Origin of the sequence: Bacteroides sp. BFG-606 (assembly GCF_024788145.1) — a bacterium.
Taxonomy (GTDB): Bacteria; Bacteroidota; Bacteroidia; order Bacteroidales; family Bacteroidaceae; genus Bacteroides; species Bacteroides vicugnae.
The window spans coordinates 2,626,390-2,650,919 of sequence record NZ_JANUIL010000001.1; the positions used below are offsets into that span (position 1 = coordinate 2,626,390).

Below are 24,530 nucleotides of genomic sequence, written 5' to 3' on the forward strand. Positions count from 1 at the left end.
TTTATATTATTCTTTATTGGTTGATGCATTTTTCGCGTCATTCCGGGTCATGCGGATACGGTTGTAAACAGCCATACCGAGTGCCAGCGCGACAAGGATAGCCGGACCGATAATCTTCAGACTGTAAGTCAAGTGAAAGATACCCCAGCAGAAGAGGCTGGAAGCGAAATCGAGTGCTCCACCTTCGAAACCGGCGGGAATATTCACTGTCGGGTCACCCGTTGCAGCATATACATCTTTGGCAGCCAGCGTGAAGAAACCTGCTAGTCCTGTGACGAAATACAGTCCGACTGTTAAAGCTACCAGACCGATAATGAATGATTTCACTACGTTACCTTTTGTAATAGGCAGAATCATCGGGAATAAGTAGAACATACCTGCCAGAGAAGCCAACGGTAAGAAACGGTTGCCCGGAAGGATAACGGCCAGGAAGATCGTTACAGGAATCAAAAGCAGGGATACTACCAACGTAGTCGGATGACCGATTACCAATGCAGGGCTCATACCGATGCTCAAACCGGTGTTATTCTTATATTTTTTAGCGATCAACTCACGGGTAGCGTCAGAAATCGGTTTCAAACCTTCGATGAAAAGGCTGGTGATACGTGGAATCAACTCCATCACCGCACCCATCTTGATTCCTAATCCTAAAATCCCCGGAATACCGTCCAATACTTCTTTCCAACTGGCACAACCCAGTGCTCCGATACCGCAACCGATAACGATACCCAGAAACAACGGTTCACCCATCAATCCGAATTTCTTTTTCATACCTTCAGAATCGATATTCAGTTTGTCGAATCCCGGAATTTTATCAAGTAGTTTGTTGATTACAATAGCAAACGGAACAAAACTTTGGCAGAAAGGCTGTGGAATAGAGATACCCTCCATTTTATCATAGAACTTTTGGAAAGCGGGAGCAGTCATATCCGCCATTACCAGTGTAATGATGTAGCAGATGATTGCAGCGAAAAATCCCCAGAAGATATTGTCGGAAGCAAAATAAACGATCGCTCCGATAAAGGCGAAATGCCAGTAGTTCCAAAGGTCGATGTTGACAGTGCGGGTTGTTTTAGTAAGCAACATCAGCAAATTAACACCCAGACAAACCGGAATAATAAAAGCACCGACAGATGTGTTGTAGGCAACTGCTGCTGCAGAGGGCCATCCCATGTCGAAAATACCCAGTTCCAATCCGTAGATTTCTACCATTTTACTTAGTGCAGGGCCCAGGCTGCTGGTAAGCAACGCTGTGACTACCGATAAACCGACGAAACCGACACCTACCAATAAACCGCTTTTCAGCGCTTTAGAGAATTTAATACCGATACATACTCCTAAGATTGTGAAAATGACCGGCATCATCACTGCCGCTCCAAGACCGATAATGTACTTGAATACTTCTTCCATTCTGTTCTATTTTTTCTCTGTTTTAATGATAAATTACCTGTGTTTCCCCCAGAGGGTATTAGTTGTAAACCGTGCCAAAAGTACGACCTTTTCCGCTTTCTTCCAAAACGAAACTCTTAATTTATCAGATATTGCATAAAAAATGGACATTTTTGACGTTTACGTGCACAAAATTGGTCGTTTCCGTGCACGAAAAACAAAAAATGCACCTACTTGACTAAAAAATCCTATCGGGTTTGGAGGAAAAACACTACTTTCGTAGCGTGAAAGACTTGTATGTTTAATCCTTAAAATAACAATCCATGAGACGAACTCTTTTTTCTAATTTTTTTATATTGGCTCTGCTGATTGCAATGACCGTTCCGGTATCGGCGCAACAGGTAGACGGCAAGTTGCCCTGGTCTGTACGGATGACCGAATCGGAAATGATCCGTTGCCCGGAATCCTGGCAACTCGATTTCCAACCGAAATTGAAGTGGGATTATTGCCACGGACTGGAATTGGGAGCTATGCTTGATGTGTATGATGCTTATGGTGACAAGAAAATTCGTGATTATGCCATTGCGTATGCAGATACAATGGTGCATGGGAACGGCAGCATTACCGCTTACAAATTAACTGATTATAGTCTCGACCGTATCAACTCCGGAAAAATTCTTTTCCGTATCTATGAGCAAACGAAGAATCCTAAATATAAAAAAGCGCTCGATCTGCTTTATAGCCAGTTTGAAGGACAGCCGCGCAATGAAGACGGTGGTTTCTGGCACAAAAAGATTTATCCTCATCAGATGTGGCTGGACGGAATTTACATGGGAGCTCCCTTCTATGCCGAATATGCCTTCCGTAATAATCTTCCGCAGGACTATGCAGATGTTATCAACCAATTTATCACCTGTGCGCGGCATACGTATGACCCTAAGAACGGTCTTTATCGCCATGCGTGTGATGTAAGTCGTACCGAACGTTGGGCAGATCCGGTAACCGGACAGTCGAAACATACTTGGGGACGTGCTATGGGATGGTATGCAATGGCATTGGTAGATGCACTTGAATTTATTCCGCTGCATGAAGCCGGAAGAGATTCCCTGCTGGATATCCTGAATAATGTGGCTGTGCAGGTGAAGAAACTTCAAGACCCGAAGACAGGAGGATGGTATCAGGTAATGGACAGGAGTGGGGACAAGGGAAATTATGTGGAATCTTCCTGTTCTGCTATGTTTATTTATTCGCTCTTTAAGGCAGTCCGTCTGGGATATATTGATAAATCTTATCTGGATGTAGCGCTGAAAGGTTATAAGGGATTTCTCGATAATTTTATCGAAGTGGACAAAAATGGATTGGTAACCATCACCAAAGCTTGCGCAGTAGCAGGATTGGGAGGAAAAGTGTACCGTTCCGGCGATTATGACTATTATATAAATGAAACTATCCGCAATAACGATCCTAAAGCCGTAGGACCTTTTATTATGGCTAGCTTGGAATATGAACGTTTACAAAAGTAATTTCCGGCGATGAAAAGGACTATTTTTAAAGGAATGATGTGCTTGTTTCTGCTCGGCGTAGGAGTAACATCTGTTTATTCACAGCAACAGCAACGCAAAGACACGTTAGTTGTGGCACGTGACGGGACAGGAGACTATCGTAATATTCAGGAAGCAGTGGAAGCTGTCCGCGCTTTTATGGATTATACGGTAACTATATTTATCAAGAATGGTGTCTATAAAGAAAAACTGGTCATCCCTTCTTGGGTAAAGAATGTTCAACTGGTGGGCGAAAGTGCAGAGAAAACGATTATTACTTATGACGATCATGCCAACATCAATAAGATGGGGACATTTCGTACCTATACAGTAAAAGTAGAGGGAAATGACATTACTTTTAAGGATCTGACGATTGAGAATAATGCGGCTCCATTGGGACAGGCGGTAGCTCTTCATACCGAAGGTGACAGGCTCATGTTTGTCAACTGCCGTTTCCTGGGAAATCAGGATACTATTTATACGGGTTCTGAAAGAACACGGCTCTTATTTACCAATTGTTATATCGAGGGGACTACCGATTTTATTTTTGGTCCCTCAACTGCTCTATTTGAATATTGTGAGCTTCATAGCAAACGTGATTCATATATCACGGCCGCTTCAACCCCACAAAGTGAAGAATTCGGATATGTCTTCAAGAACTGCAAGTTGACAGCTGCTCCGGACGTGAAAAAAGTATATCTGGGTCGTCCGTGGCGTCCTTATGCCGCAACGGTCTTTATTAATTGTGAGTTTGGTAATCACATCCGCCCCGAAGGATGGCACAACTGGAAGAATCCGGAGAACGAAAAAACAGCTCGTTATGCCGAATTTGGAAATACCGGTGCAGGTGCTGACACGACAGGACGTGTAACGTGGGTCAAACAGCTGACAAAGAAGGAAATAACGAAGTATACTCCGGAAAACATCTTTAAAGAAAGTAGTAACTGGTATCCTTATAAATGAGAGAAGCAAGGCGAATGGTTGCCAGCCCGCTTGTGATTATTAGTTTCAACGCTTGAAACACTTTGCTTCAATACGGTGAACACATTGGTTCAACCGAAATAAATCGGTTTACGATAAGCTGCAAGTGTCTTGTAAGCATCTCCGGTTTGAAGGTGATAGAGGAAAATGTTTTTTATATATAGAGAGTAGTATTATAATTATAGATAAATATGAAGACACAAAGACATAAAATGTGGGGGCTGCTGGCCGCAGTTTTCATTCTTTTTTCTGCATTTCGTGCGGACAAACCGGTTATCACTATCTTCATGATAGGCGATTCGACCATGGCTAACAAGAAAATAGATGGAGGAAACCCTGAACGTGGTTGGGGAATGGTGCTTCCCGGATTCTTTTCTGAAGATGTACGGATAGACAATCATGCTGCTAACGGACGCAGTTCCAAGAGCTTTATCAGTGAAGGACGTTGGGAAAAAGTGATTTCCAAAGTGAAAAAAGGAGATTATGTCTTTATTCAGTTCGGTCATAACGATGAGAAAGCAGACTCTACCCGTCACACTGATCCGGGGACAACTTTTGATGAGATTCTTCGCCGCTATGTAAATGAAACCCGTGCCAAGGGTGGAATACCGGTATTGTTTAACTCTATCGTCCGTCGTAACTTTGTGCAACCGAAGGATGACGCCATTGCAAAAGATGTCCGCCGCACGCCGGGGGAAAAGGAACAGCCGAAGGAAGGAGCTGTTTTATTCGATACACATGGTGCTTATCTGGATGCTCCCCGCAATGTGGCAAAAGAATTAGGAGTGATTTTCATTGATATGAATAAAATCACTCATGACCTGGTACAAGGACTTGGACCAGTAGAATCTAAGAAATTATTTGTGTTTGTTGAGCCCAATCAAGTGCCTGCTTTTCCGAAAGGCCGTGAAGACAATACTCACTTGAATGTATACGGAGCGCGAACTATTGCAGGGCTGGCTGTGGATGCCATCGGCAAGGAAATTCCGGAATTGGCGAAATATATCCGTCAATCCGATTATGTAGTGGCTCAAGATGGTAGCGGTGATTTCTTTACCGTGCAGGAAGCGATCGATGCTGTTCCCGATTTTCGCAAAGACATCCGTACCACTATTCTGGTTCGCAAGGGTACTTATAAAGAGAAACTCATCATCCCTGAATCCAAGATTAATATTTCCCTGATTGGAGAAGAAGGTACGATATTGACTTATGACGGTTTCGCAAACAAGAAAAATGTATTCGGTGAGAATATGGGAACTTCCGGTTCATCCAGTTGCTATATCTATGCTCCCGACTTCTATGCGGAAAATATCACTTTTGAGAACTCATCAGGTCCCGTAGGACAGGCAGTTGCCTGCTTTGTATCTGCCGACCGTGTCTATTTTAAGAACTGCCGTTTCCTCGGCTTCCAAGATACTCTCTACACATATGGGAAGCAAAGCCGTCAATATTACGAAGATTGCTATATTGAAGGAACAGTCGATTTTATTTTCGGCTGGTCTATCGCTGTTTTTAATCGCTGTCACATTCATAGCAAACGCGATGGCTATGTCACTGCTCCTTCTACCGATAAAGGGAAAAAGTACGGCTATGTCTTCTACGATTGCCGGTTGACAGCAGAGCCGGAAGCCAAGAAAGTATATCTGTCCCGTCCTTGGCGTCCGTATGCACAGGCTGTATTTATTCGTTGTGAGTTGGGGAAACATATCCTTCCTGTCGGCTGGAATAATTGGGGCAAGAAAGAAAATGAAAAGACAGTCTTTTATGCCGAATACGAAAATCGGGGTGAAGGGGCCAACCCGAAAGCACGTGCTGCTTTCTCCCGACAACTGAAAAATCAGAAAGGATATGAGATAACAACTGTTCTGGCAGGAGAAGATGGTTGGAATCCGGTAGAGAACGGAAACAAACTGATAACGGTAAAGCGCTGATTTGATGAATAGGTAAAGAAACAAATTAGCTGGAAGCAGCAGAACAACAAAGCAGAAGTATAAATAAGTGGACATAAGAACAAAAGAGCGAAAAAACAGAATCCGACAAGATATTTTGTTCTTTTATTCTTATGTCTAAAATTGATGACTTGTTCTATAGAATGGTCCGATTCTGTTAAATAGCCGCTAAAGATTGCATTAAACTACAAGTATTTTTCTATCTTTACGGCACAGAACCGAGTGATATGATGAAGAAAACCTTAATTTTAGTAATCTTTTTGCTAGCTATTGTGTTCTTGACACATGCACAGCAGCACTGTTTTTTCACCCACTATTCTACTGAAGATGGATTATCCCAAAATACGGTGATGAACATCTTGCAGGATCACAAAGACAATCTTTGGTTTGCCACTTGGGATGGCATCAACCGTTTCAACGGTTATACCTTTAAAACATACAAGGCCCGTCAGGGAAACTATATCAGTTTGACCAATAACCGTGTAGATCGTATCTATGAAGACCGTTACGGCTTTCTGTGGCTACTGACCTATGATAATCGTGTCCATCGTTTCGATCCGAAGACGGAGACTTTTGAACAGGTGCCTGCTGCCGGAGAAGAGGGAAGCGCTTTCAATGTACATACCATTGAGGTGATGCCGAATGGAACCGTCTGGCTGCTGACAGAAAATGACGGAGCTATCCGAATCCAGACTCATCCGGATGAGAATAATCGCCTGACATGGGATATTTATTCCAGTAAGACGGAGTTATTTCCCTCTCTACATATACTCAAAGTACATCAAGATAAAGCAGGCAATGACTGGCTGTTGACAGATAACGGTCTCGGCATGATCCGCCCCGAAAAGAAAGAACCGGACTCTTACTTTACGGAGACAAAAGGAAAGTTTGGCGGAATGAACCAAGCTTTTTATGCAGTACAGGAGCGGGATAAGGACATTTGCTTTGCCTCCGATCATGGACGCATCTGGTCTTATCAGAAAGAAAGCGGAGAATTTACGTTGATCGAGCTCCCCACGAAAGGACGGATCACTTCTATTCATCCGGTTGCACCGGACATCTCTGTGATCACTACTGATTCGGATGGTTTCTTTACTTACAACTTGCGGACTAAAACAAATGTGCATTATTCATTCCTGACTTGCAAGGCTTTACCCGCAAAACCGATCCTTTCTGCTTATGTAGACCGTGCTTCGGAAGTGTGGTTCGAGCAGGAAGAACCGGGTGTTGTAGCCCATTTTAATCCTTCGACCGGAGTGGTGACCCGTGAACAGATTCTTATTGAATACAGTAATCCCGAACGTTCCCGTCCGGCCTTCCATATCCATGAAGATGTAAACGGATATCTTTGGGTACATCCTTACGGAGGAGGTTTCTCTTATTTTGATCCTCAAAAAAAGCGGTTGGTTCCTTTCTATAATGAATTGGGTAGCCGTGACTGGCGTTTTTCCAATAAGATTCATTCGGCTTTTTCCGACAAACAAGGTAATTTATGGCTTTGCACCCACTCTAAGGGATTGGAGAAAGTGACTTATCGGAATGTGCCTTTCGCGATGATGACTCCTATGCCGCATGAACATGAATCATTGCATAATGAGGTGCGTGCCCTGTGTGAAGACAAACTGGGTAATCTGTGGGTCGGTTTGAAAGACGGTATGCTTCGTATGTATGATGCCGACAAAAATTATAAGGGATATCTGACCGAAAGCGGCATCGTTTCTACTACTGGTACTCCCATGTTGGGAACTGTTTATTTTGTTATTCAGGATTCGAAAGGAATGATCTGGATTGCGACAAAAGGAGACGGACTTGTCCGTGCCGAGCCGACTTCTTCCAACGGAATGTCTTATAAACTGACCCGTTATCTTCATCGTGAAGAAGATATGTACAGTTTGAGCGATAACAATGTGTATTGTATCTATGAAGATCATTATGGTCGTATCTGGGTAGCTACTTTTGCCGGAGGTATCAATTATATTACGGAGAATGAAGCAGGAAAGACGTTGTTTATCAATCACCGGAACAATCTGAAAGGATATCCGATTGATCCTTGCTACAAAGCGCGTTTCATTACTTCCGATCATAATGGACGTCTGTGGGTAGGCACAACTACGGGAGCTGTTGCTTTTGATGAGAACTTTAAGAAACCGGAGGATGTGCAGTTCTATCATTTCTCCCGTATGCCGAACGATACGCAAAGTTTGAGTAATAATGATGTCCATTGGATTATTTCCACTAAGAAAAAGGAACTTTATCTGGCTACTTTCGGCGGGGGACTCAACAAACTGGTATCTATCAGTAAAGACGGTCATGGAGAGTTCAAATCATATTCCGTACTGGATGGTCTTCCTTCTGACGTCTTGCTTTCTGTCCGCGAAGATAGTAAGGAGAATTTATGGATTAGTACGGAGAATGGGATTTGTAAGTTCATCCCGTCTGAAGAACGTTTTGAAAGTTACGACGAACGTAGTATTACTTTCCCGGTGCGCTTTAGTGAAGCGGCTTCCACATTGACGGCTAAAGGAAGTATGCTTTTCGGTGCCAGTGGCGGAGTCTTTATATTTAATCCCGACTCTATTCGTAAGAGTAGCTATATCCCACCTATCGTATTCTCCAAGCTGATGGTGACTAATGAGGATATTACACCCGGAGATGACTCCTTGCTGAAGGTGGATATTGACGATACCGACCCATTGGTGCTCTCACACAAAGAGAATATTTTCTCCGTTCACTTTGCGGCACTTGATTATACCAATCCGCAGAATATACAGTATGCTTATATTCTCGACGGATTTGAGAAACAGTGGACTTTTGCCGACAAACAGCGTAGTGTGACTTATACGAATCTTCCGAAAGGAGAGTATGTGCTCCGTGTTCGTTCAACGAATAGTGATGGTGTGTGGGTGGATAATGAACGTCTGCTGAACATTGTTATTCTTCCTTCTTTCTGGGAGACGCCGGTAGCTTATGTGCTTTATGTACTTTTTATTCTGATTATTATTTTCGTAGCCGTTTATATCCTGTTTACCATTTATCGGTTGAAGCATGAGGTTTCGGTCGAACAGCAGATTTCGGATATAAAACTACGTTTCTTTACTAATATATCGCATGAGTTGCGTACCCCGCTTACGTTGATAGCAGGTCCGGTGGAGCAGGTCTTGAAGAATGATAAATTGCCGGCTGATGCTCGCGAACAGTTAGTGGTGGTTGAACGGAATACCAATCGGATGCTCCGTCTTGTCAATCAGATTCTGGACTTCCGCAAGATTCAGAATAAGAAGATGAAGATGCAGGTGCAGCGGCTGGATATTGTACCTTTCGTCCGTAAGGTGATGGATAATTTTGAAGCTGTGGCCGAAGAACATCGGATTGATTTTCTGTTCCAGACCGAAAAGGAACATCTTTATCTTTGGGTGGATGCCGATAAGCTGGAAAAGATTGTATTCAATTTGCTTTCCAATGCATTTAAATATACGCCGAATGGTAAGATGATTACAGTGTTTATCCGTGAAGATGAAAATACAGTTTCTATTGGCGTGCAAGATCAGGGTATCGGTATTGCGGAAAATAAAAAGAAGTCACTGTTTGTCCGTTTTGAGAATCTGGTGGATAAGAATCTTTTCAATCAGGCTAGTACGGGTATCGGACTTTCATTGGTGAAAGAGCTGGTAGAAATGCATAAAGCGACTATTTCCGTTGATAGCCATTTGGGAGAAGGGAGTTGCTTCAAAGTAGATTTCCTAAAGGGAAAAGAACATTATGATAAGGAAGCCGAGTTTATTCTGGAAGATGCGGTTGCTCCGGCAAGAATGGGACAAGTAGTGGATATAGCCAATTCTTCCATTCAGTCTGAAACGTTGGTAAGCGATGATTCGGAGAAAATTGAAGATGTGTATGGGGAAGAATTTGCGAAAGAAGAAAACTCCAAAGAATTGATGTTGTTAGTCGAAGATAATCAGGAGTTACGTGAATTCTTGCGCAGTATATTTTCTCCGATGTACCGGGTGGTGGAAGCTGCTGACGGTAAGGAGGGGGCAAGCAAGGCTTTGAAGTACCTGCCGGATATTATCATCAGTGACGTGATGATGCCTGAGAAAGATGGTATCGAAATGACGCGCGAACTGCGTGCGGATATGACGACCAGCCATATACCTATCATCTTGCTTACTGCCAAAACTACGATTGAAAGCAAACTGGAGGGACTGGAATATGGTGCGGACGATTATATAACGAAGCCTTTCAGTGCTACCTATCTGCAAGCCCGTGTGGAAAATCTGTTGATGCAGCGTAAGAAACTGCAAAGTTTCTACCGGGATAGTCTGATGCATATTAATATTTCTACCGGTCAGGAGGAAGTGCCTGTGGCTACGGATATGCCGTCTGCTGAAGAAGATGCCTCCGAAACTGTACCTGCAACTCTCGAAATGTCTCCCAACGACCGTAAGTTTATGGATAAATTGGTAGAGTTGATGGAGCAGAACATGGATAATGGAGAACTGGTGGTAGATGATCTGGTTCGGGAACTGGCTGTCAGCCGTTCTGTCTTCTTCAAGAAGCTGAAAACACTTACCGGACTGGCTCCGATTGAATTTATCAAAGAAATGCGTATCAAGCGGGCTACACAATTAATAGAAACCGGAGAATTTAATATGACCCAGATTTCGTATATGGTAGGCATTAATGATCCGCGTTATTTCAGTAAATGCTTTAAAGCACAGGTTGGAATGACGCCTACGGAGTATCGGGATAGAGTGGGGAGATAATAATGGGAAAGGAAAGATATAGAAAGGGGGATGTTCAAAGCTCCCCTTTTATCGAAATCACCCTCGCTACAACTATCTGTGGCGAGGGTGATTTTTTGTTTATGAGAGTTCCGATACATTTACCCTCATCTTGGTTATCCGAATTTATTTTTTAGGGTATAGATGATTCACAAGGCTGTTCATATACATTTCCAGGTTTGTATATTCCGGGCTTAATGTATATTTGGCTCCGTCTGAAGGATCATTGGGATTAAGGTTGTGTTTCTTTTCCCATTCATCGGGAATACCATCACCATCTGTATCAACGAGTGCTGTTTCTGATTTATATTCCGGCCATCCTCCTACATCAGACGGTTGGTCAATCATTCCATTCGTGCTTCCATGAGAACCTTCGTAAGTATAAGTGCCTTTGAGAGTTTCATCTACGATGCGTTGGTCTATGGCGTCACGGCGATATGAAGCACCGGCAAACTCGAGAACATCTTTGTAGGCTTTCTTGGCAGGTTGCAAAGAAGTATGTTCGGCTATGTCAAATGCTTTTTTAGACAGTACTTCCTTTTCTGTGGCAAAGTCTTTTTTTATAACCAGTCCGTAAGAGTTATCCATATTCACTTTATAAAGAGCCTCTTTCTGCTTGTCAGTCAGTTTGGGACAGGTAGGATCCATATAGTTACCTTTGAAATAGAATACACCATGAACACCTGCTTTATTGTTGTTTTTGCCATCATCGGCATACGCTGTAAACAAGCGTTTGAAAGAACCTTTTGTCGCACTGAAAGGTCCCGGTTTATAGTAGTTATTTATAAAGTTGTAGGAACCTCCTTCACCGGCATAAGCACCGTCACTGCCATAATTATAAATCACATTATTGAATAATTCCACTTTTTCATCTTCCGGACGACCCGTATAACGGCTTCCGCAAAGACGGGGTGTGCGGTTAGTGTGATGGGCGAGTAAGTTATGGTGAAAAGTAGCAGGCTGTCCACCCCAGATACCTCCATAACCATGCGCTCCCTTTTCGTGGATAGAATTGGCGAGACTTTCACTGATGATGCACCATTGAAGAGTGAAATTACGGTTATCATAGAATGTGGCACATTCGTCCGTACACCAACTCATGGAGCAGTGGTCTATGATAATGTTTTGGTGCGCTTTTGTACCATTCATTGCGTCGTCACCTTTTTGTTTGATGTCGACTCCCATACGGGAACGGATGAAACGGACGATTACGTTGTCTGCCTGAATAGAGAACGTATAGTTTTTCAGGCAAATGCCATCACCCGGAGCTGTCTGTCCTGCAATGGTCACATCACCATTGCTGAGTTTTAATGCTTTTTGTAGTTCAATAATTCCGCTAACCGCAAAGACAATGGTGCGGGGACCTTTCTTGCTGATAGCCCAGCGAAGTGTCCCTTCCGAACCGTCGTCTGCCAGGGACGTAACAGTGTATACAGCACCTCCGGCACCACCGGTGGTATATTTTCCTGCTCCGTCGGCACCGGGGAAGGCGAGAACTTTAGAACGATCCGGGGTAGGATAGTCCTTTGATGTTTTTTCAACCGAAATGGCAGGTTGCATGGCTTGTCCCACTAGAGGAAAAGCCAATATCAAACTACAGATTGCTAATATATTCTTTTTCATTACTAATTTATCATTTGGGTTCGAATTTACTAAAATTATTCTATAACACTGCCACCTGTCGCACCATTTACCATGATTTCGTGCACCAGACTATTGAGATACATTTCCAGATTAGTGTACTTCCCGTTTTTGTCAATAGTCGTTTCTTTTCCATCAGCAGATTTTTTGGGATTCAAACCATATTCTTCTTCCCAGTAGTCGGGAATACCGTCACCGTCCGTATCTTTCACGTTTGCATTGGTTACAGATTTCAGAACATCGTAGGGATCATTTACTCCTAAGGCTCTGCAGACATCTTTCGGGTCGTTGATATATCCACTTTTGTTTTGTGAGTAGCCGGAAAGACCTTCCCATTTGCTGGCATCTCCCGTGCAACTTGCTTTTCTGTTTTTAACGTCGCTAATTATCAACTCGTCGACTTTATCACGATAGTTGCTGGCTCCTGCATAGCTCATCACACGTTCATAAGCCTCATCCGGCGTATGAGTTCTTACATTTCCTGCCTTAACTACCGGTGAACTTGATTTTATCTGGGTATGTTGGTTCCAAAGCTCCGTAGTTGCACAGTTTTTACCGTCCATTTGGTCAAATACACCTTTTGTCCAGTTATCATTGCTAACAGTCGTATTGCCTACTACTTTATTTCCGTCGATATAAAACTTTCCCCAAGTTTGAAGCCATTTTTTGTAGGCTTCGCCAGAGTAATTTTCCGGATATACATCTGGCTTCGCGATACGGTATGCACGGTCTGCTTTACCGCTTTCATCGGTTCCGGGGCCTGGCTTGTAGTAGTTGTTAACGATATTCACGTGTTGCGCTTCACCACCGTAGCAGCCTTCGCCTCCCCAATTGTAGTAAACATTGTTGCGCATATCCACTCGCTCTCCATCGTTGTTGTTCAGTGCTAATGTAGTATATCGGGGACCAAGGCGTGGAACACGGCTTTCGCAATGGGCTATCAGGTTATGGTGGTAAGAGGCATAGTTTCCTCCCCAGTTACCGCCATATCCGTGAGAAGCGAATTTGCCTGTGGCAGCATTGATCTTTACATCAGTCACACGTAAGGCTTGATAAGCTAAACACCATTGTACGGTAGAATTTTGCATACCATAGACAGAAAGACATTCATCGCTTCCCCAGCTTACTGAACAATGGTCGATGATTACATTTTGTTTGTCACAACCTCCTAATCCGTCGCAGTCTACGTTAGAGTTTCCGGGGCGGAAACGGATGAAACGAATGATGATATTGCTGGAATTAATCGTAAATGGATAATTGGCAATACAGATACCGCCCGGTGATGTCTGTCCGGCAATGGTCAGATCATCTTTCTGGGTTTTTAATTCCGATTTCAAATAGATGGTACCCGACACATCAAATACAATCGTTTTAGGACCGTCTTGTTGCATAGCCCAGCGCAGACTTCCGCTGATACTTCCACTGGCGTCGTCTTCAAGGCTAGTCACATGATAAACTTTTCCCCCGCGTCCTCCGGTGGTATTGCGACCGTGCCCTTCGGCGTATGGGAAAGCAAGAAGTTCTCCATAATCCAGTTGCTTGACATCAGAAGATGTCCCACCTGAATTATTTGTTCCTCCACCTGTATCATCTACAGGATCGTCTGAAGAGCATGAGGTACATAATCCTGCGATGCTGAATGCAATAGCTATATAAAATAGAGATATTTTCTGCTTCATTATCTTTTAACTGTTTAGGGATATAGACGATTTATTTGTTGGGATACAACTTTTCTACCAGACTGTTGAGGTAAACTTCCAGATTGGTATACGTTTTACTTAGAGTATATTTGGCACCGTCGGCTTTACTTTTGGGGTTCAAACCGTTGGCAGTCTCCCATTCATCAGGGATGCCGTCGCCGTCGGTGTCTTTCGGACCGGTTTCCTTTTTATATTCCGGCCAGCCACCTACATCGCTGGCTTTATCAATAAGTCCCTTTTCACTGCCATTACTGCCGTCTGCCGTATAATCTCCGTTGCGAACGTTGGCTATGATGCGTTTATCGACATCATCATATTTTAAGGAAGCACCGGCATACTTTAATACTGATTCATAAGCTTCTTTTGCCGATTGAGTGAATTCGGATGCATCTTCGGAAATGGTAAATTCGTTACTTGACTGAAGTGCTTTTTCTCCTCCATCGGGTAAAGGAACGGCTTCTGTTGCATTGGGGTGTAACCCTTGCCAGTTGTCATTGTTTACAGAAGTAAGCAGAGATTGATATTCGGCTTTCAATTCAGGACATGTGCCGTCAAAATAGTTTCCTTTCAGATAAAAAGTACCCCATATACCTTTGGTGTTTTTATTTGTACCGTCATCACCGTTAGGTTGGAAGATACGGTTTACAATATTTTTCTTGGTATTGGTAACTGGTCCGGGCTTGTAGTAGTTGTTCACGAAATTATAGCTTCCTCCTTCTCCTGCATAGCCGCCATTGGTCGGTCCCCAGTTATAGAAAACATTATTTCGTAAATCGACTTTTTCATTTTCCGGTTTCCCTGTATAGCGGCTACCGCATAGACGTGGTGTACGGCTGCTGTGGTGGGCTAATAAATTGTGGTGGAATGTAGCGGGTGATCCTCCCCATATTCCTCCGTAACCGTGATTACCTTTGGTGTGTACCGAACGATTCAAACTTTCGCTGATGATGCACCATTGCATGGTAAAATTAGTGTTATCGTAGAAAGAAGCACATTCATCAGTGCTCCAACTCATCGAACAATGGTCAATGATAATATTTTTATGTTGCTTTCCCCACAATGCATCACCACTGTCGGCTTCTGCTTCTGTTGTAAAGTTGTCCGATCCCATGCGGAAACGCATGAAACGGATGATTACGTTGTCTGCCTGTACGGATACGGGATGTCCTTTCAGGCAAATACCGTCACCCGGTGCACTCTGGCCGGCAATCGTTACATCTCCGTTGGTTATCTTCAAGGGGCTTTTCAGTTCTATCAATCCACTTACTGCAAATACGATCGTGCGCTTTCCCGTACGATTTAATGCGTAGCGTAGTGTCCCTTGTGTTGTGTTATCTTCAAGCGAAGTTACTGTATACACTTCTCCGCCTGCTCCGCCGGTAGTATAACAACCTGCACCGTAAGCGCCCGGAAAGGCATAACGCGTTTCGGCAGGTGTCTCTTCTTCACCACCTTCGTTCTCATTACCACCGTTACCGGTATTCTGTCCCGGTGTTTCATCAGTGATACTTGGGTCTTCGCTGCTGCAAGCAACCGATAGGTTGATTACACAGAAGCACAATAATCCCATTTTAATAGATTTGAGCATACAAATTATCTTTTAAAAAAATAGAGTTCTTTGTCTCATACATTATATTTGCTGATGATGTGACAAAGAACTCTTTATTAAATCTTATTGGTTTTATTCGCTTACTGTACCGTACTGGCTTACAGTTTTCACTGTATAAATATTGCTTTCGTCAGTGTTGGTCAGTGTAACGGTAGTGTCTGTAGTTTGCCCTGCATAGTTACCATTCATAAAGATGAGGTAACCGGCAGCACCGGATACTGCATCCCATGTCAGAGTGTTTCCCGACAGATTGACATTGGTAGGTGCTGCAAGGGGAGTTTCCATATACTCTTTCGGGTTCCAGCTGTCAATAGTTATTATATTCTCATATGTATATTTAGCAGCTTCGGATGCTGTTAGCACTGAGCTAGTGAAGGAAACGTTTCCGGAGGTGATTGTTTTACTTTCCGCAATCATATTTCCATTCTTGTCGATAGTGTTATATTCAGCATATAGTGTAGGTATTTGTCCACCATATCCCCAGTGTGAATCTATAATATCCATTTTCAACTTGGTGTTGATCCAGACAGTTTTCGTGGTTGTTGCTTGGGAACGTCCGAATGAGAATTTTGTATCATCACCGTTTACCGTACAATCTTTTATAACATATCCGTATTTATCGCTTTCACTGGTACGCGAAGCAGTTATAACGCTACCACCGTCATTGCCTGTATTATAGAATGTACTGTTTTCGATAAGTACATCGCCACTTCCCCAGATATAATCTGTATGGCCTTCAATCCATGAGTTATAAACGTATGCACGATGAGGGGTTGTATTGTTCCAATAACGGGTCCACCATGTATCCTGATAGGAGACAAGCAAACAATTATTCAAAGCAAAGCGGTCTTCACGGTTTATCAAGGCTTCTGCCTGTCCGTTTTTACCTAAACCACCCGTGTGACGATTTGAGAATGCACCATAAAGATTGATGATTGAAATGTTTTCAGCATAAAAATCTGTGGCTTCAATCAACACTACTGTGTTTTGGTCTTCACTATATCCGGCTTTGCGGGCTGGTGAGTTTTCGTTGAAAATAGAATAAGGCCATGAGGTAGCATTACTTGAATCATCTACACGGTTTACTGCAAACTGGATTTTAACACCATCGCGGCTCTCACCGATTAAATGAACAAATGGTTTATTCTTATTGATTCGGACACATTCATTATAAGTTCCGTTGGCAATGAAGATTTTATAAGGACTGGTCGGTGGGGTAGTGATGGCGTTGATTGCCGCCTGGAGAGTAGTGTAATCACCATTCCCTTTTGAATCAACAATTGCATCGAATACTTTTCCACCACCCGAAATTTCAGATTTGGCAGTAAAGCTTAAAAAGAAGTCTTCGTCGTAAGTTCTTCCCTGCATATCTGTTAATGCTCCGGCAGGAACTTCGAAAGTACATTCTTTGTTTTCCATACCAGAGAAGGTATAACGTACTTTTTCGTAGTTGATGGATACACGCACTACTCCTCCGTTGAAATAGATTTCTGTATCCGGAGCCTGACGCATGGCTTTGCTGAAAGTCAGTTCTACATATCCGCTCGGACCTACTACATCACCATCATTGATATTCTGTGAAATCAGAACAGGGACGCTTGTATCTTCTGCATCATCGTTGTCATTACAAGAAGCACCTATAAGAATCAACAAGAACAGAAGTAAGTATTTACTTATTGTATAGATTGAATTTGTATTCATAATATCTGTTGCTTTTTAGAGAAGATTCTCCGTCAAGTAAATGCAAATTCCAGACTTGACGGAAAACCTTGCAGTTTTATTTAGTTATTTGTTCCAACGTTGGTCACCGACTCTGTATTCTTCAGGAACATCTGCTCCAAAAGTCAAATCTTCACTTGAGCCATTAGGGAATAGCTGATCGGAAGTCAGAGGAAGACTAGTATAGTCTTTTCCCCACTCGGTAGCACCAAATGCAAAGTCAGAAGCCTTATACAAGCCGTTTACGTTTAGAGTTGTAGCTACGGAACTTGTGTTGTAGAAAGGTTTAACTCCACCTTTGGCAAACAGAGTGTTTGATATAGTCATTGTCATGTCTTTTGTATCTCTGCAGAAAGCATCACTTGCTGACATATCATAGAATGTACAATCCTTGATTGTTATTGTACCGGTTTGTCCTGACTTGTGTCTTATGAATTGAGACGCAGAAGCTCCCTTGGCTACAATAACAGAAGTATTGGAAACCACTAAATTAAGAGTTGTTAATGTTACCTTGTCAGAAAGAAGTAATCCATAATGATTGGATGTTGCTGCTCTTCCCAATCCTTTGATGATACAGTCATCAATAGTAACAGACATAGCATTACTTGTACTTGCATTCATACGAACGATACCCCGGATATTGGTAATTGTACACGAGGTAACTTCTATTTCTTTGATGCAACCTGAAGCACCGTTTTGATAAATAAGGGTTGTATTTCCTTCATCGGTAATATTCAGATTATGGAATTCTACTTTATCACATATTCCGCTGGCACCTACGCCCTTTTTAATAGTCATATTAACCTGTCCGTCTTGACTGTCACCCCAGAAAATAAGGTGAGTCACGCCAGCAGCAATGTTTTCTTTTTCTTGTGCAAATCCTTCTGTTCCGGAAACATTGATTAATACTTTTCCTGAAAGATTATCCCAGTTGGCAAGGGCATCTTCCCATGTCATTTCAGTATAACCCGTCGGTTTACCTTTCTTAGTTGTAAAGGTGATACGGGAACATATAGAGCCGTTTGCGAAAGCATAAGCCGTATATTCTGTACTGGAAGCCAAACCTGTGATTGTCACCTTATGTGCAGCAATATCTGCTGGTGATAATTGGGTTCCTTGTTCTGGTACTCCTTCGGTAGAAAGAACACAAGCATATTCATCTACATCCACCGTTTCTTCCCAAGAGAATACAGCCGAATTTGCTGTTATATCACTGATGGTAGATTCGATTTCCAAACCAGGGATGGTAACAGTCTGTGAACCACGCGGATTATTTCCATTATAAATAGTAATCGTGTATTCAGTGAACGACTTCAAATTTTCAACCCATGCTTCACCTGCGGCAGCTTCTGTTGACGAAATAACACGTGAAGTTACTTCTGTGGCACCCGTTTCCATGATTTCGAAATGATCGACTGCTAATCCGGCTTCCCATGACATGCGTACTTTTCCTTGACCTTCAGGTAAGTCTTCAGTAGTTGGAATATTCAGGATAGCTTCTTCCTTAACTGAAGCAAAAGTCTTTTTATAATTTACCCAACGAGATTCCTTCTCTCCGGAAATAGATTTGATACGCATATAATAAGTCGTATTTACAGCCAGATTATCCATTGTGTAAGGTGACTGCTTGATCCGGTTGGCAGGATCATTTCCATAAACGATATTTCCATTTTCTTCTGATCCCATTGGAGTCTCGTCAGTCATCTCGTTAGGACTAATCTCGATAATGTAATAGTCGGTATTGGATGTTGAGCTCCAAGTTACTACCGCTCTGGCTACTTTACTGTCTGTTTCTACACTGATTCCGTTTTCATCAGTTCCGAAAGGACGGCTATAGGAAGAGTCAATATCCCAATCACTTTTCTCTGTACACGAAGATACCGCCAAAGAGGCCAGGAGCATGAAAGCTCCCATTCCCAATATATTTTTTATATTCTTCATCATTTTACGATTTTAAGATTAATCCGAATAACCATAAGAGTTATGTAATTTACCGTTTGAGGTAGAGATGGTTGTAGAAGCTATCGGCAATAAATAACGATTCTTTACAGCCTTGTTCAATCCGCCAGAAATACTAGGCAAGTTTACTTTCAGATTCTTTTGCTCCTTGTCACTGGTTTCAGCTCCGAAGAAGCTCTTGTTTTCATATTCTCCACCTACTTTAGCTCCAAATACGAGAGAAGTCATATCGATATACATCGGATTGTCCGTGCGATATTTATAGTTCACATACTGTGGATATGTACCATTATACACTGCATTTGTATATTCGTTTTTGAACTCGTCTATTTTTTCGCTCAACAGGTTCCAACGGATTAGGTCGAACTTACGAACACCTTCTCCTGCCAGTTCCCATGCATTTTCGTCAACAATTGCATCGAAGAAGTCTTTTCCCATTAGAGCAGTCCATGCAGCATCACGTTTGGTTGCATCGGTGAAAGCACGGTCGTGCACTTCTTTCAGGGCTGCTGTGGCTGTTAATGTACAACCTTCGGCTGTTGCACCCTTACCATAAAGTTCGTTCACAACTTCGGCATACATCAGCAATACTTGCGGATAACGCATTTTCACTACGTTGATACCGGAACAAACTTTCTGATCGCTGGCCAATACAGCTGCGTACCATTCAGAGTTTTCCATCATCTTACGATAATCCCATTTTCCACAATAAAGACCGAAAGGAGCATTTCCTAACATATATTCTTTAAATACTTTGGTGTTTTTGTCTGTAGAAAGTTGTGAAATAGCACAAGTCAGATCGCGGCGGATATCTCCTTCGCCAAACGACAGATAATAAGGAGCAGTCAGTTTCAACTTACCGGATGAGTTACCTTTCGGACCGAATAGGGAACTGGCACCGTTTATACGATATCCGATAGTATATCCCAGCTCACCACTTTTGTTCAGTCCCATTGGAATCTCGAACAGGTTTTCTTGATAAGTCTGATCAAGTTGTCCGATATTTATTAAACGCCAGTATTCTTCTACAGAAGGATTCAGTTTATGTTTTCCTGAACTGACAACAGCTGCCAGATGTTTTTCGGCCAATTCGAATAGTTCTCTACGTTTGGTATCGCTGCAACGTTGAGTAGGATAAGTAGCGTCACTGTTATCTCCGGTGATATATCCGTCTTTAGCTTGTTCGCGGATAGCATATCCGGCACGTGTCATTGCAATATTAGCCAAGAGAGCGTGAGCATAGCCTTTGCTTACATGTTCAGTTGTATAACCGTCTTCACCAGCCCAAGGTAAATATCCGATAGCTTCCTCGAGTTCGATTATCAATTCATCCATGATATCGTCACGGTCTGCCTTTCCAATGTAAACATTAGACAGGTCGCTGTTGGAAGATTCTGTTTTGAAAGGAATATCACCGAACAAGCGGATCAGATCGAAATAAATCATCGCACGCAATGTTATCGCTTCTGCACGGAATCTCATCATGCTGGTACGGGTTGCTCCTGCTTGTTGTATCAGTTGGCTATTGTTTATACCATCTACTACCAGATTCGCATTCTCGATTACTCCGTACATGGCATCCCATACTTTGGAAAGTTGTGACCATCCCGGATTAGCGTTATAGTTCATATTACCACGTTCGCTGGACGTGTTGCTTGCATCCGTACCCAAACCGTCAATCAGTTCACAGTCGGTATTGGTTCCGGCAATGATAGGCAGGAAATTAGAATAAGTCTGGTCTTGCGTCAGGCTGCCGTAAACTTTATTAAGTGCCAATTCTGTATAATAGGCATTATTAAAAGTTGATTCATTATCCAATTCAGACGGTGAGGTCTGATTCAGGAAGTCCGAACAGGAAGACAGGGCAATTAACCCCAGCCCTAGGAATAATGTCTTATATATTTTCATACGATCAATCTGTTTAATGTTTTAATTAGAATGTAACGTTAATACCACCCACAAATGTGCGGCTCTTAGGATAAGCGGCGTAATCTATACCCGGAGTCATCGCATTTTTCTTACTGCTTGTATCGACTTCAGGGTCTGCTCCGCTGTAGTTAGTCCAACAGAACAGGTTATATCCTGTCAGATAGATTCTCACATTCTGCATAAACGCTCTCCTTACAATTGTTTTTGGAAGAGAGTATCCGATAGTAATGTTATTCAAACGCAGGAATGAGGCTTTTTCTACTGCATAATCAGTCAGCTGCATGGTAGTAGCGCTGGCCGGATTGTACATATTGGCGTTAGCGTTTATTTCATTCAGACGTAATCCTGCTGTTGTCATGTCTCCATAGGTATTGAGGACATCTGTAGAACTGGACGACAGGTTCAAACCAGTTTCCGGATCAATCCATGTGTAACGGTTAGACAGTCTGAAATCATTGTTTAAGTTATAACCGGTTCTTGAACCTGAACGGAAAGAAGCTGCCAGTTTTGTTCCATTGACAATTACATTTCCGAGAGAGTAGTTGAAGAATACATTGAAGTCGAAATTACCTACGCGACCATCGAATCCAAAACCACCGGTTGTAGGAGCGATAGTGTTACCCAAACGTTGTTTGAGAGGGTTACCATCTTTATCACATTCCAGTTTCAAACCACCCGGATAGTATTTACCACCGGTGATAGTAGGACTGTTATCTTGCATTCCGTCTTTTAATCCCCATTCGCTACCTGCCCAAACCAGTTCGCCGGTAGGGTTGGTGACAGGATCATATACGGTATAATAACCGTTTGTCTTATATCCCCAAACTTCACCCAAACGTCCGCCTTTCTCTACGCGGAAGTCTTCGTATTTGGCCATTGTACTACCTGACCAGTTACTACTTTGCCAGGGAGAGTCTGTATTCAGTTTATCAATGCGGTTGCGGTTGTAGGCAATGTTGGCATTGAAGTTCAAAGAGAAATTCTTTTTATCAAATAAAACAGCGCTAACAGACAATTCTACACCTTTATTGGATGTCTGTCCGAAGTTCTTGTACTGATAGTTATATCCGGAGAGAGAAGGAATTTCAGTACGCATCAATAAGTCTCTGGTTGTATTCCAGTAAAAGTCGATAGCACCGGAGATACGATTGTTCCAGAATCCATAGTCAATACCGATGTTACGGGTAACTGTTGTTTCCCACTTCAAATCGGGGTTGTATAAGTTCGTTCCATGTTCCAACATGGTAGTGCTTTCTCCGTTGAAGAAAGGATTGCGTGCATCATTACCTCCCAAAGAGTAAGTGGTGGAAAGCAAACCGGAATTGATACGGTTGTTACCGGCAGTACCGAAGCTTAAACGTAGTTTCAAAGCTGACAGCCAGTCTTGAGTGTTACTCATGAAAGCCTCGTCAGAGATACGCCATGCCAAAGCTGCTGACGGGAAAACACCCCAACGATTTCCGGAACCGAACTTGCTCGAACCGTCTGCACGTACTGTAACAGCAAGCAAGTATTTATCCATCATAGTATAGTTCACACGACCAAAGAATGATAATATGTTTTCTTTTGCAGCAATGGTAGATTGGTTGGCTAAAGCTTTGCCCGAACCCATATTTGCTTTCATATCATCGAAATTCATAGTAACAGGGAAAGCTACAGATACATTTTCTATTGATTTCCTTTGGCTGCTGCTTACTTCATGTCCGATCAATACATTGAGTTTATCACGACCTTTGAACAGTTTTTTGTTATCATAGGTCAATGTGTTGGCATTACGCCAGCTCATCGTCTTTTCTCTCAACAGGTAGGCTTGTGGCTGACCGTTATATCCATATTTAGAATTAGATACTGCATCTACTCCCCAATACTGTTCTGTATCGTCAAACTTCCATCCATATCCGAATTCGGAACGGAATGTCCAGTTCTTGAATGGTTTCCAGTTTAAACCTACATTGTAGTTCTGGTTGAAAGTATTGCGGGTTTTATCCGTTGCAAGCAGACGTTCCAATGGAGATTTCTGTTGTGCCGAACTGTTTTCTTCGTCGTCATCACTGTATTTAAGTGAATCAACCGGACGGAATACGGTAGCATTAGCCACAGTTGAATTGGCAGCATTGGATTCATTGGTATCAGCACCACCACCTAAACCGTCAATGGTAGAGTAACTTAACCGGGCGTTAAAGTCCAGTGTCATCCATTTATTCAGTTCTGATTTAATTTTTGCATTTACATTGTCTTTTTTGAAGCCGGAATTAAGCATGATACTTTTTTCTTCATTATGGGCATAGCTGACACTATAAGTCATTTGCTTGGTTCCGCCACTTACATTAATATTGTATTGTTGCTGGTTTCCAGTACGTCCGAACATCTCGTCTTGGTAATCGGTACCATCAATAGAACGCCAGATATCCATATCGGCAAAGTTTCCATAATCCAGAGAACCGATTTCACGCTGATAAGCAACGAAATCGTAAGGACTCAAGACTTCAGTCAGTTTGGTTACCTGTTTAAAACCGAAAGAAGCACCGAAGTCTACTTGCGTTTTACCTTCTTTTCCGCTCTTGGTAGTAATGATGATTACACCATTTGCACCACGGGCACCATAAATGGCTGTGGAAGAAGCATCTTTCAATACGTCGATGCTTTGAATTTCCGAGGGGGCGATATCACTAATGCTTGAAACAGGGAAACCGTCTACAATATATAAAGGTGAGTTATCCTGTGATAATGAACCACCACCGCGAACACGGATCTTTATATCTGCATCGGGAGAACCTTCAGTAGTAGTAACACTAACTCCGGCAAGTTTACCGGTAAGGGCTTCAGATGCACTTGCTACTGGTATAGCAGCTAAGTCTTTGGCACTAACAGAGGCTACAGAACCGGTTAAATCTCTTTTATTGACTGTACCGTAACCAATTACTACGACTTCGTCCAAAGCTTTCGAATCGTCGACCATTTGTACATTAATTGTTTTTCTACCTTGAACGGCTACTTCTTGAGTTTTCATACCTATGTATGAAATAACCAATGTTTTTTTGCCATCAACTTTAATAGAAAAATTACCATCTAAATCTGTAATCGTACCATTGGTAGTATTACCTTTTTCTACAACAGAGGCTCCAATAACAGGCTCTCCGCTGGTGTCTTTCACGTTACCTTTTACGGTAATCGTTTGCGCAGATACGCTAAGCGATATTGCTGAAAATAGTATTAGCAATAAAGAGCGCATGTTTTTCACTTTGTTAGACATTCTTTGCATGTTTATTAATTAATGGTTGTTGTTTGATATTTCATAAAAATCCCGATGAGAGTTCATTCATCGCTACAAA

At 42.5% G+C, this 24,530-nt stretch carries 12 protein-coding genes; 4 read left to right on the top strand and 8 right to left on the bottom strand.

From position 1 onward, the window contains the following. Positions 1-6 precede the first annotated feature (6 nt). On the bottom strand, positions 7-1,410 hold the full coding sequence (locus tag NXV01_RS09380; protein ID WP_259022246.1) for a PTS galactitol transporter subunit IIC: 1,404 nt from the start codon (positions 1,408-1,410) through the stop codon (positions 7-9). A gap of 302 nt (positions 1,411-1,712) precedes the next feature. Between NXV01_RS09380 and NXV01_RS09385 the strand changes: the two genes are divergently transcribed. The 4 genes from NXV01_RS09385 (at position 1,713) to NXV01_RS09400 (ending at position 10,623) form a co-directional block, all read left to right on the top strand. Continuing rightward, positions 1,713-2,912, top strand: coding sequence for a glycoside hydrolase family 88 protein (locus NXV01_RS09385; protein WP_259022247.1), 1,200 nt, complete (start codon positions 1,713-1,715; stop codon positions 2,910-2,912). 9 nt (positions 2,913-2,921) lie between these two features. Continuing rightward, positions 2,922-3,893: a pectinesterase family protein gene (locus NXV01_RS09390; protein ID WP_259022248.1), complete on the top strand. Its 972-nt coding sequence runs from the start codon at positions 2,922-2,924 to the stop codon at positions 3,891-3,893. A gap of 209 nt (positions 3,894-4,102) precedes the next feature. Further along, positions 4,103-5,842, top strand: a complete 1,740-nt coding sequence (locus tag NXV01_RS09395) for a pectinesterase family protein (protein WP_259022249.1) — start codon at positions 4,103-4,105, stop codon at positions 5,840-5,842. A gap of 245 nt (positions 5,843-6,087) precedes the next feature. Further along, positions 6,088-10,623: a two-component regulator propeller domain-containing protein gene (locus tag NXV01_RS09400; protein ID WP_259022250.1), complete on the top strand. Its 4,536-nt coding sequence runs from the start codon at positions 6,088-6,090 to the stop codon at positions 10,621-10,623. Positions 10,624-10,767: 144 nt separating this feature from the next. Here the strand turns inward: NXV01_RS09400 and NXV01_RS09405 are convergent, their stop codons facing one another. The 7 genes from NXV01_RS09405 to NXV01_RS09435 form a co-directional block, all read right to left on the bottom strand. Further along, positions 10,768-12,264, bottom strand: coding sequence for a pectate lyase (locus NXV01_RS09405; protein WP_122135610.1), 1,497 nt, complete (start codon positions 12,262-12,264; stop codon positions 10,768-10,770). Between the two features lie 35 nt (positions 12,265-12,299). After that, a complete protein-coding gene (locus NXV01_RS09410) occupies positions 12,300-13,961 on the bottom strand; it encodes a pectate lyase (RefSeq protein WP_122135611.1) in 1,662 nt (553 codons plus the stop codon). 31 nt (positions 13,962-13,992) lie between these two features. Then, positions 13,993-15,570, bottom strand: coding sequence for a pectate lyase (locus NXV01_RS09415; RefSeq protein ID WP_122135612.1), 1,578 nt, complete (start codon positions 15,568-15,570; stop codon positions 13,993-13,995). 93 nt (positions 15,571-15,663) lie between these two features. After that, complete coding sequence (locus NXV01_RS09420; protein WP_234132296.1) at positions 15,664-17,292, bottom strand: pectinesterase family protein; 1,629 nt, start codon at positions 17,290-17,292, stop codon at positions 15,664-15,666. Between the two features lie 84 nt (positions 17,293-17,376). Continuing rightward, the gene (locus NXV01_RS09425) at positions 17,377-19,254 is read right to left on the bottom strand and encodes a DUF5123 domain-containing protein (protein WP_234132295.1); all 1,878 of its coding nucleotides are present in this window, start codon (positions 19,252-19,254) and stop codon (positions 17,377-17,379) included. A 15-nt stretch (positions 19,255-19,269) separates the two neighbouring features. After that, positions 19,270-21,177 (bottom strand): RagB/SusD family nutrient uptake outer membrane protein, encoded by a 1,908-nt coding sequence (locus NXV01_RS09430; protein ID WP_217722026.1) that lies wholly within the window; start codon positions 21,175-21,177, stop codon positions 19,270-19,272. Positions 21,178-21,202: 25 nt separating this feature from the next. Next, positions 21,203-24,460 carry a TonB-dependent receptor gene (locus tag NXV01_RS09435; protein ID WP_004301515.1) on the bottom strand — a complete coding sequence of 1,086 codons (3,258 nt, stop codon included), beginning with the start codon at positions 24,458-24,460 and terminating at the stop codon, positions 21,203-21,205. Positions 24,461-24,530 lie beyond the last annotated feature (70 nt).

Excerpts from the sequence above, each read along its gene's own strand:
- NXV01_RS09380 (WP_259022246.1), bottom strand. The coding sequence starts at position 1,410 with ATGGAAGAAGTATTCAAGTACATTATCGGTCTTGGAGCGGCAGTGATG.
- NXV01_RS09385 (WP_259022247.1), top strand. The coding sequence starts at position 1,713 with ATGAGACGAACTCTTTTTTCTAATTTTTTTATATTGGCTCTGCTGATT.
- NXV01_RS09390 (WP_259022248.1), top strand. The coding sequence starts at position 2,922 with ATGAAAAGGACTATTTTTAAAGGAATGATGTGCTTGTTTCTGCTCGGC.
- NXV01_RS09395 (WP_259022249.1), top strand. The coding sequence starts at position 4,103 with ATGAAGACACAAAGACATAAAATGTGGGGGCTGCTGGCCGCAGTTTTC.
- NXV01_RS09400 (WP_259022250.1), top strand. The coding sequence starts at position 6,088 with ATGATGAAGAAAACCTTAATTTTAGTAATCTTTTTGCTAGCTATTGTG.
- NXV01_RS09405 (WP_122135610.1), bottom strand. The coding sequence starts at position 12,264 with ATGAAAAAGAATATATTAGCAATCTGTAGTTTGATATTGGCTTTTCCT.
- NXV01_RS09410 (WP_122135611.1), bottom strand. The coding sequence starts at position 13,961 with ATGAAGCAGAAAATATCTCTATTTTATATAGCTATTGCATTCAGCATC.
- NXV01_RS09415 (WP_122135612.1), bottom strand. The coding sequence starts at position 15,570 with ATGCTCAAATCTATTAAAATGGGATTATTGTGCTTCTGTGTAATCAAC.
- NXV01_RS09420 (WP_234132296.1), bottom strand. The coding sequence starts at position 17,292 with ATGAATACAAATTCAATCTATACAATAAGTAAATACTTACTTCTGTTC.
- NXV01_RS09425 (WP_234132295.1), bottom strand. The coding sequence starts at position 19,254 with ATGATGAAGAATATAAAAAATATATTGGGAATGGGAGCTTTCATGCTC.
- NXV01_RS09430 (WP_217722026.1), bottom strand. The coding sequence starts at position 21,177 with ATGAAAATATATAAGACATTATTCCTAGGGCTGGGGTTAATTGCCCTG.
- NXV01_RS09435 (WP_004301515.1), bottom strand. The coding sequence starts at position 24,460 with ATGCAAAGAATGTCTAACAAAGTGAAAAACATGCGCTCTTTATTGCTA.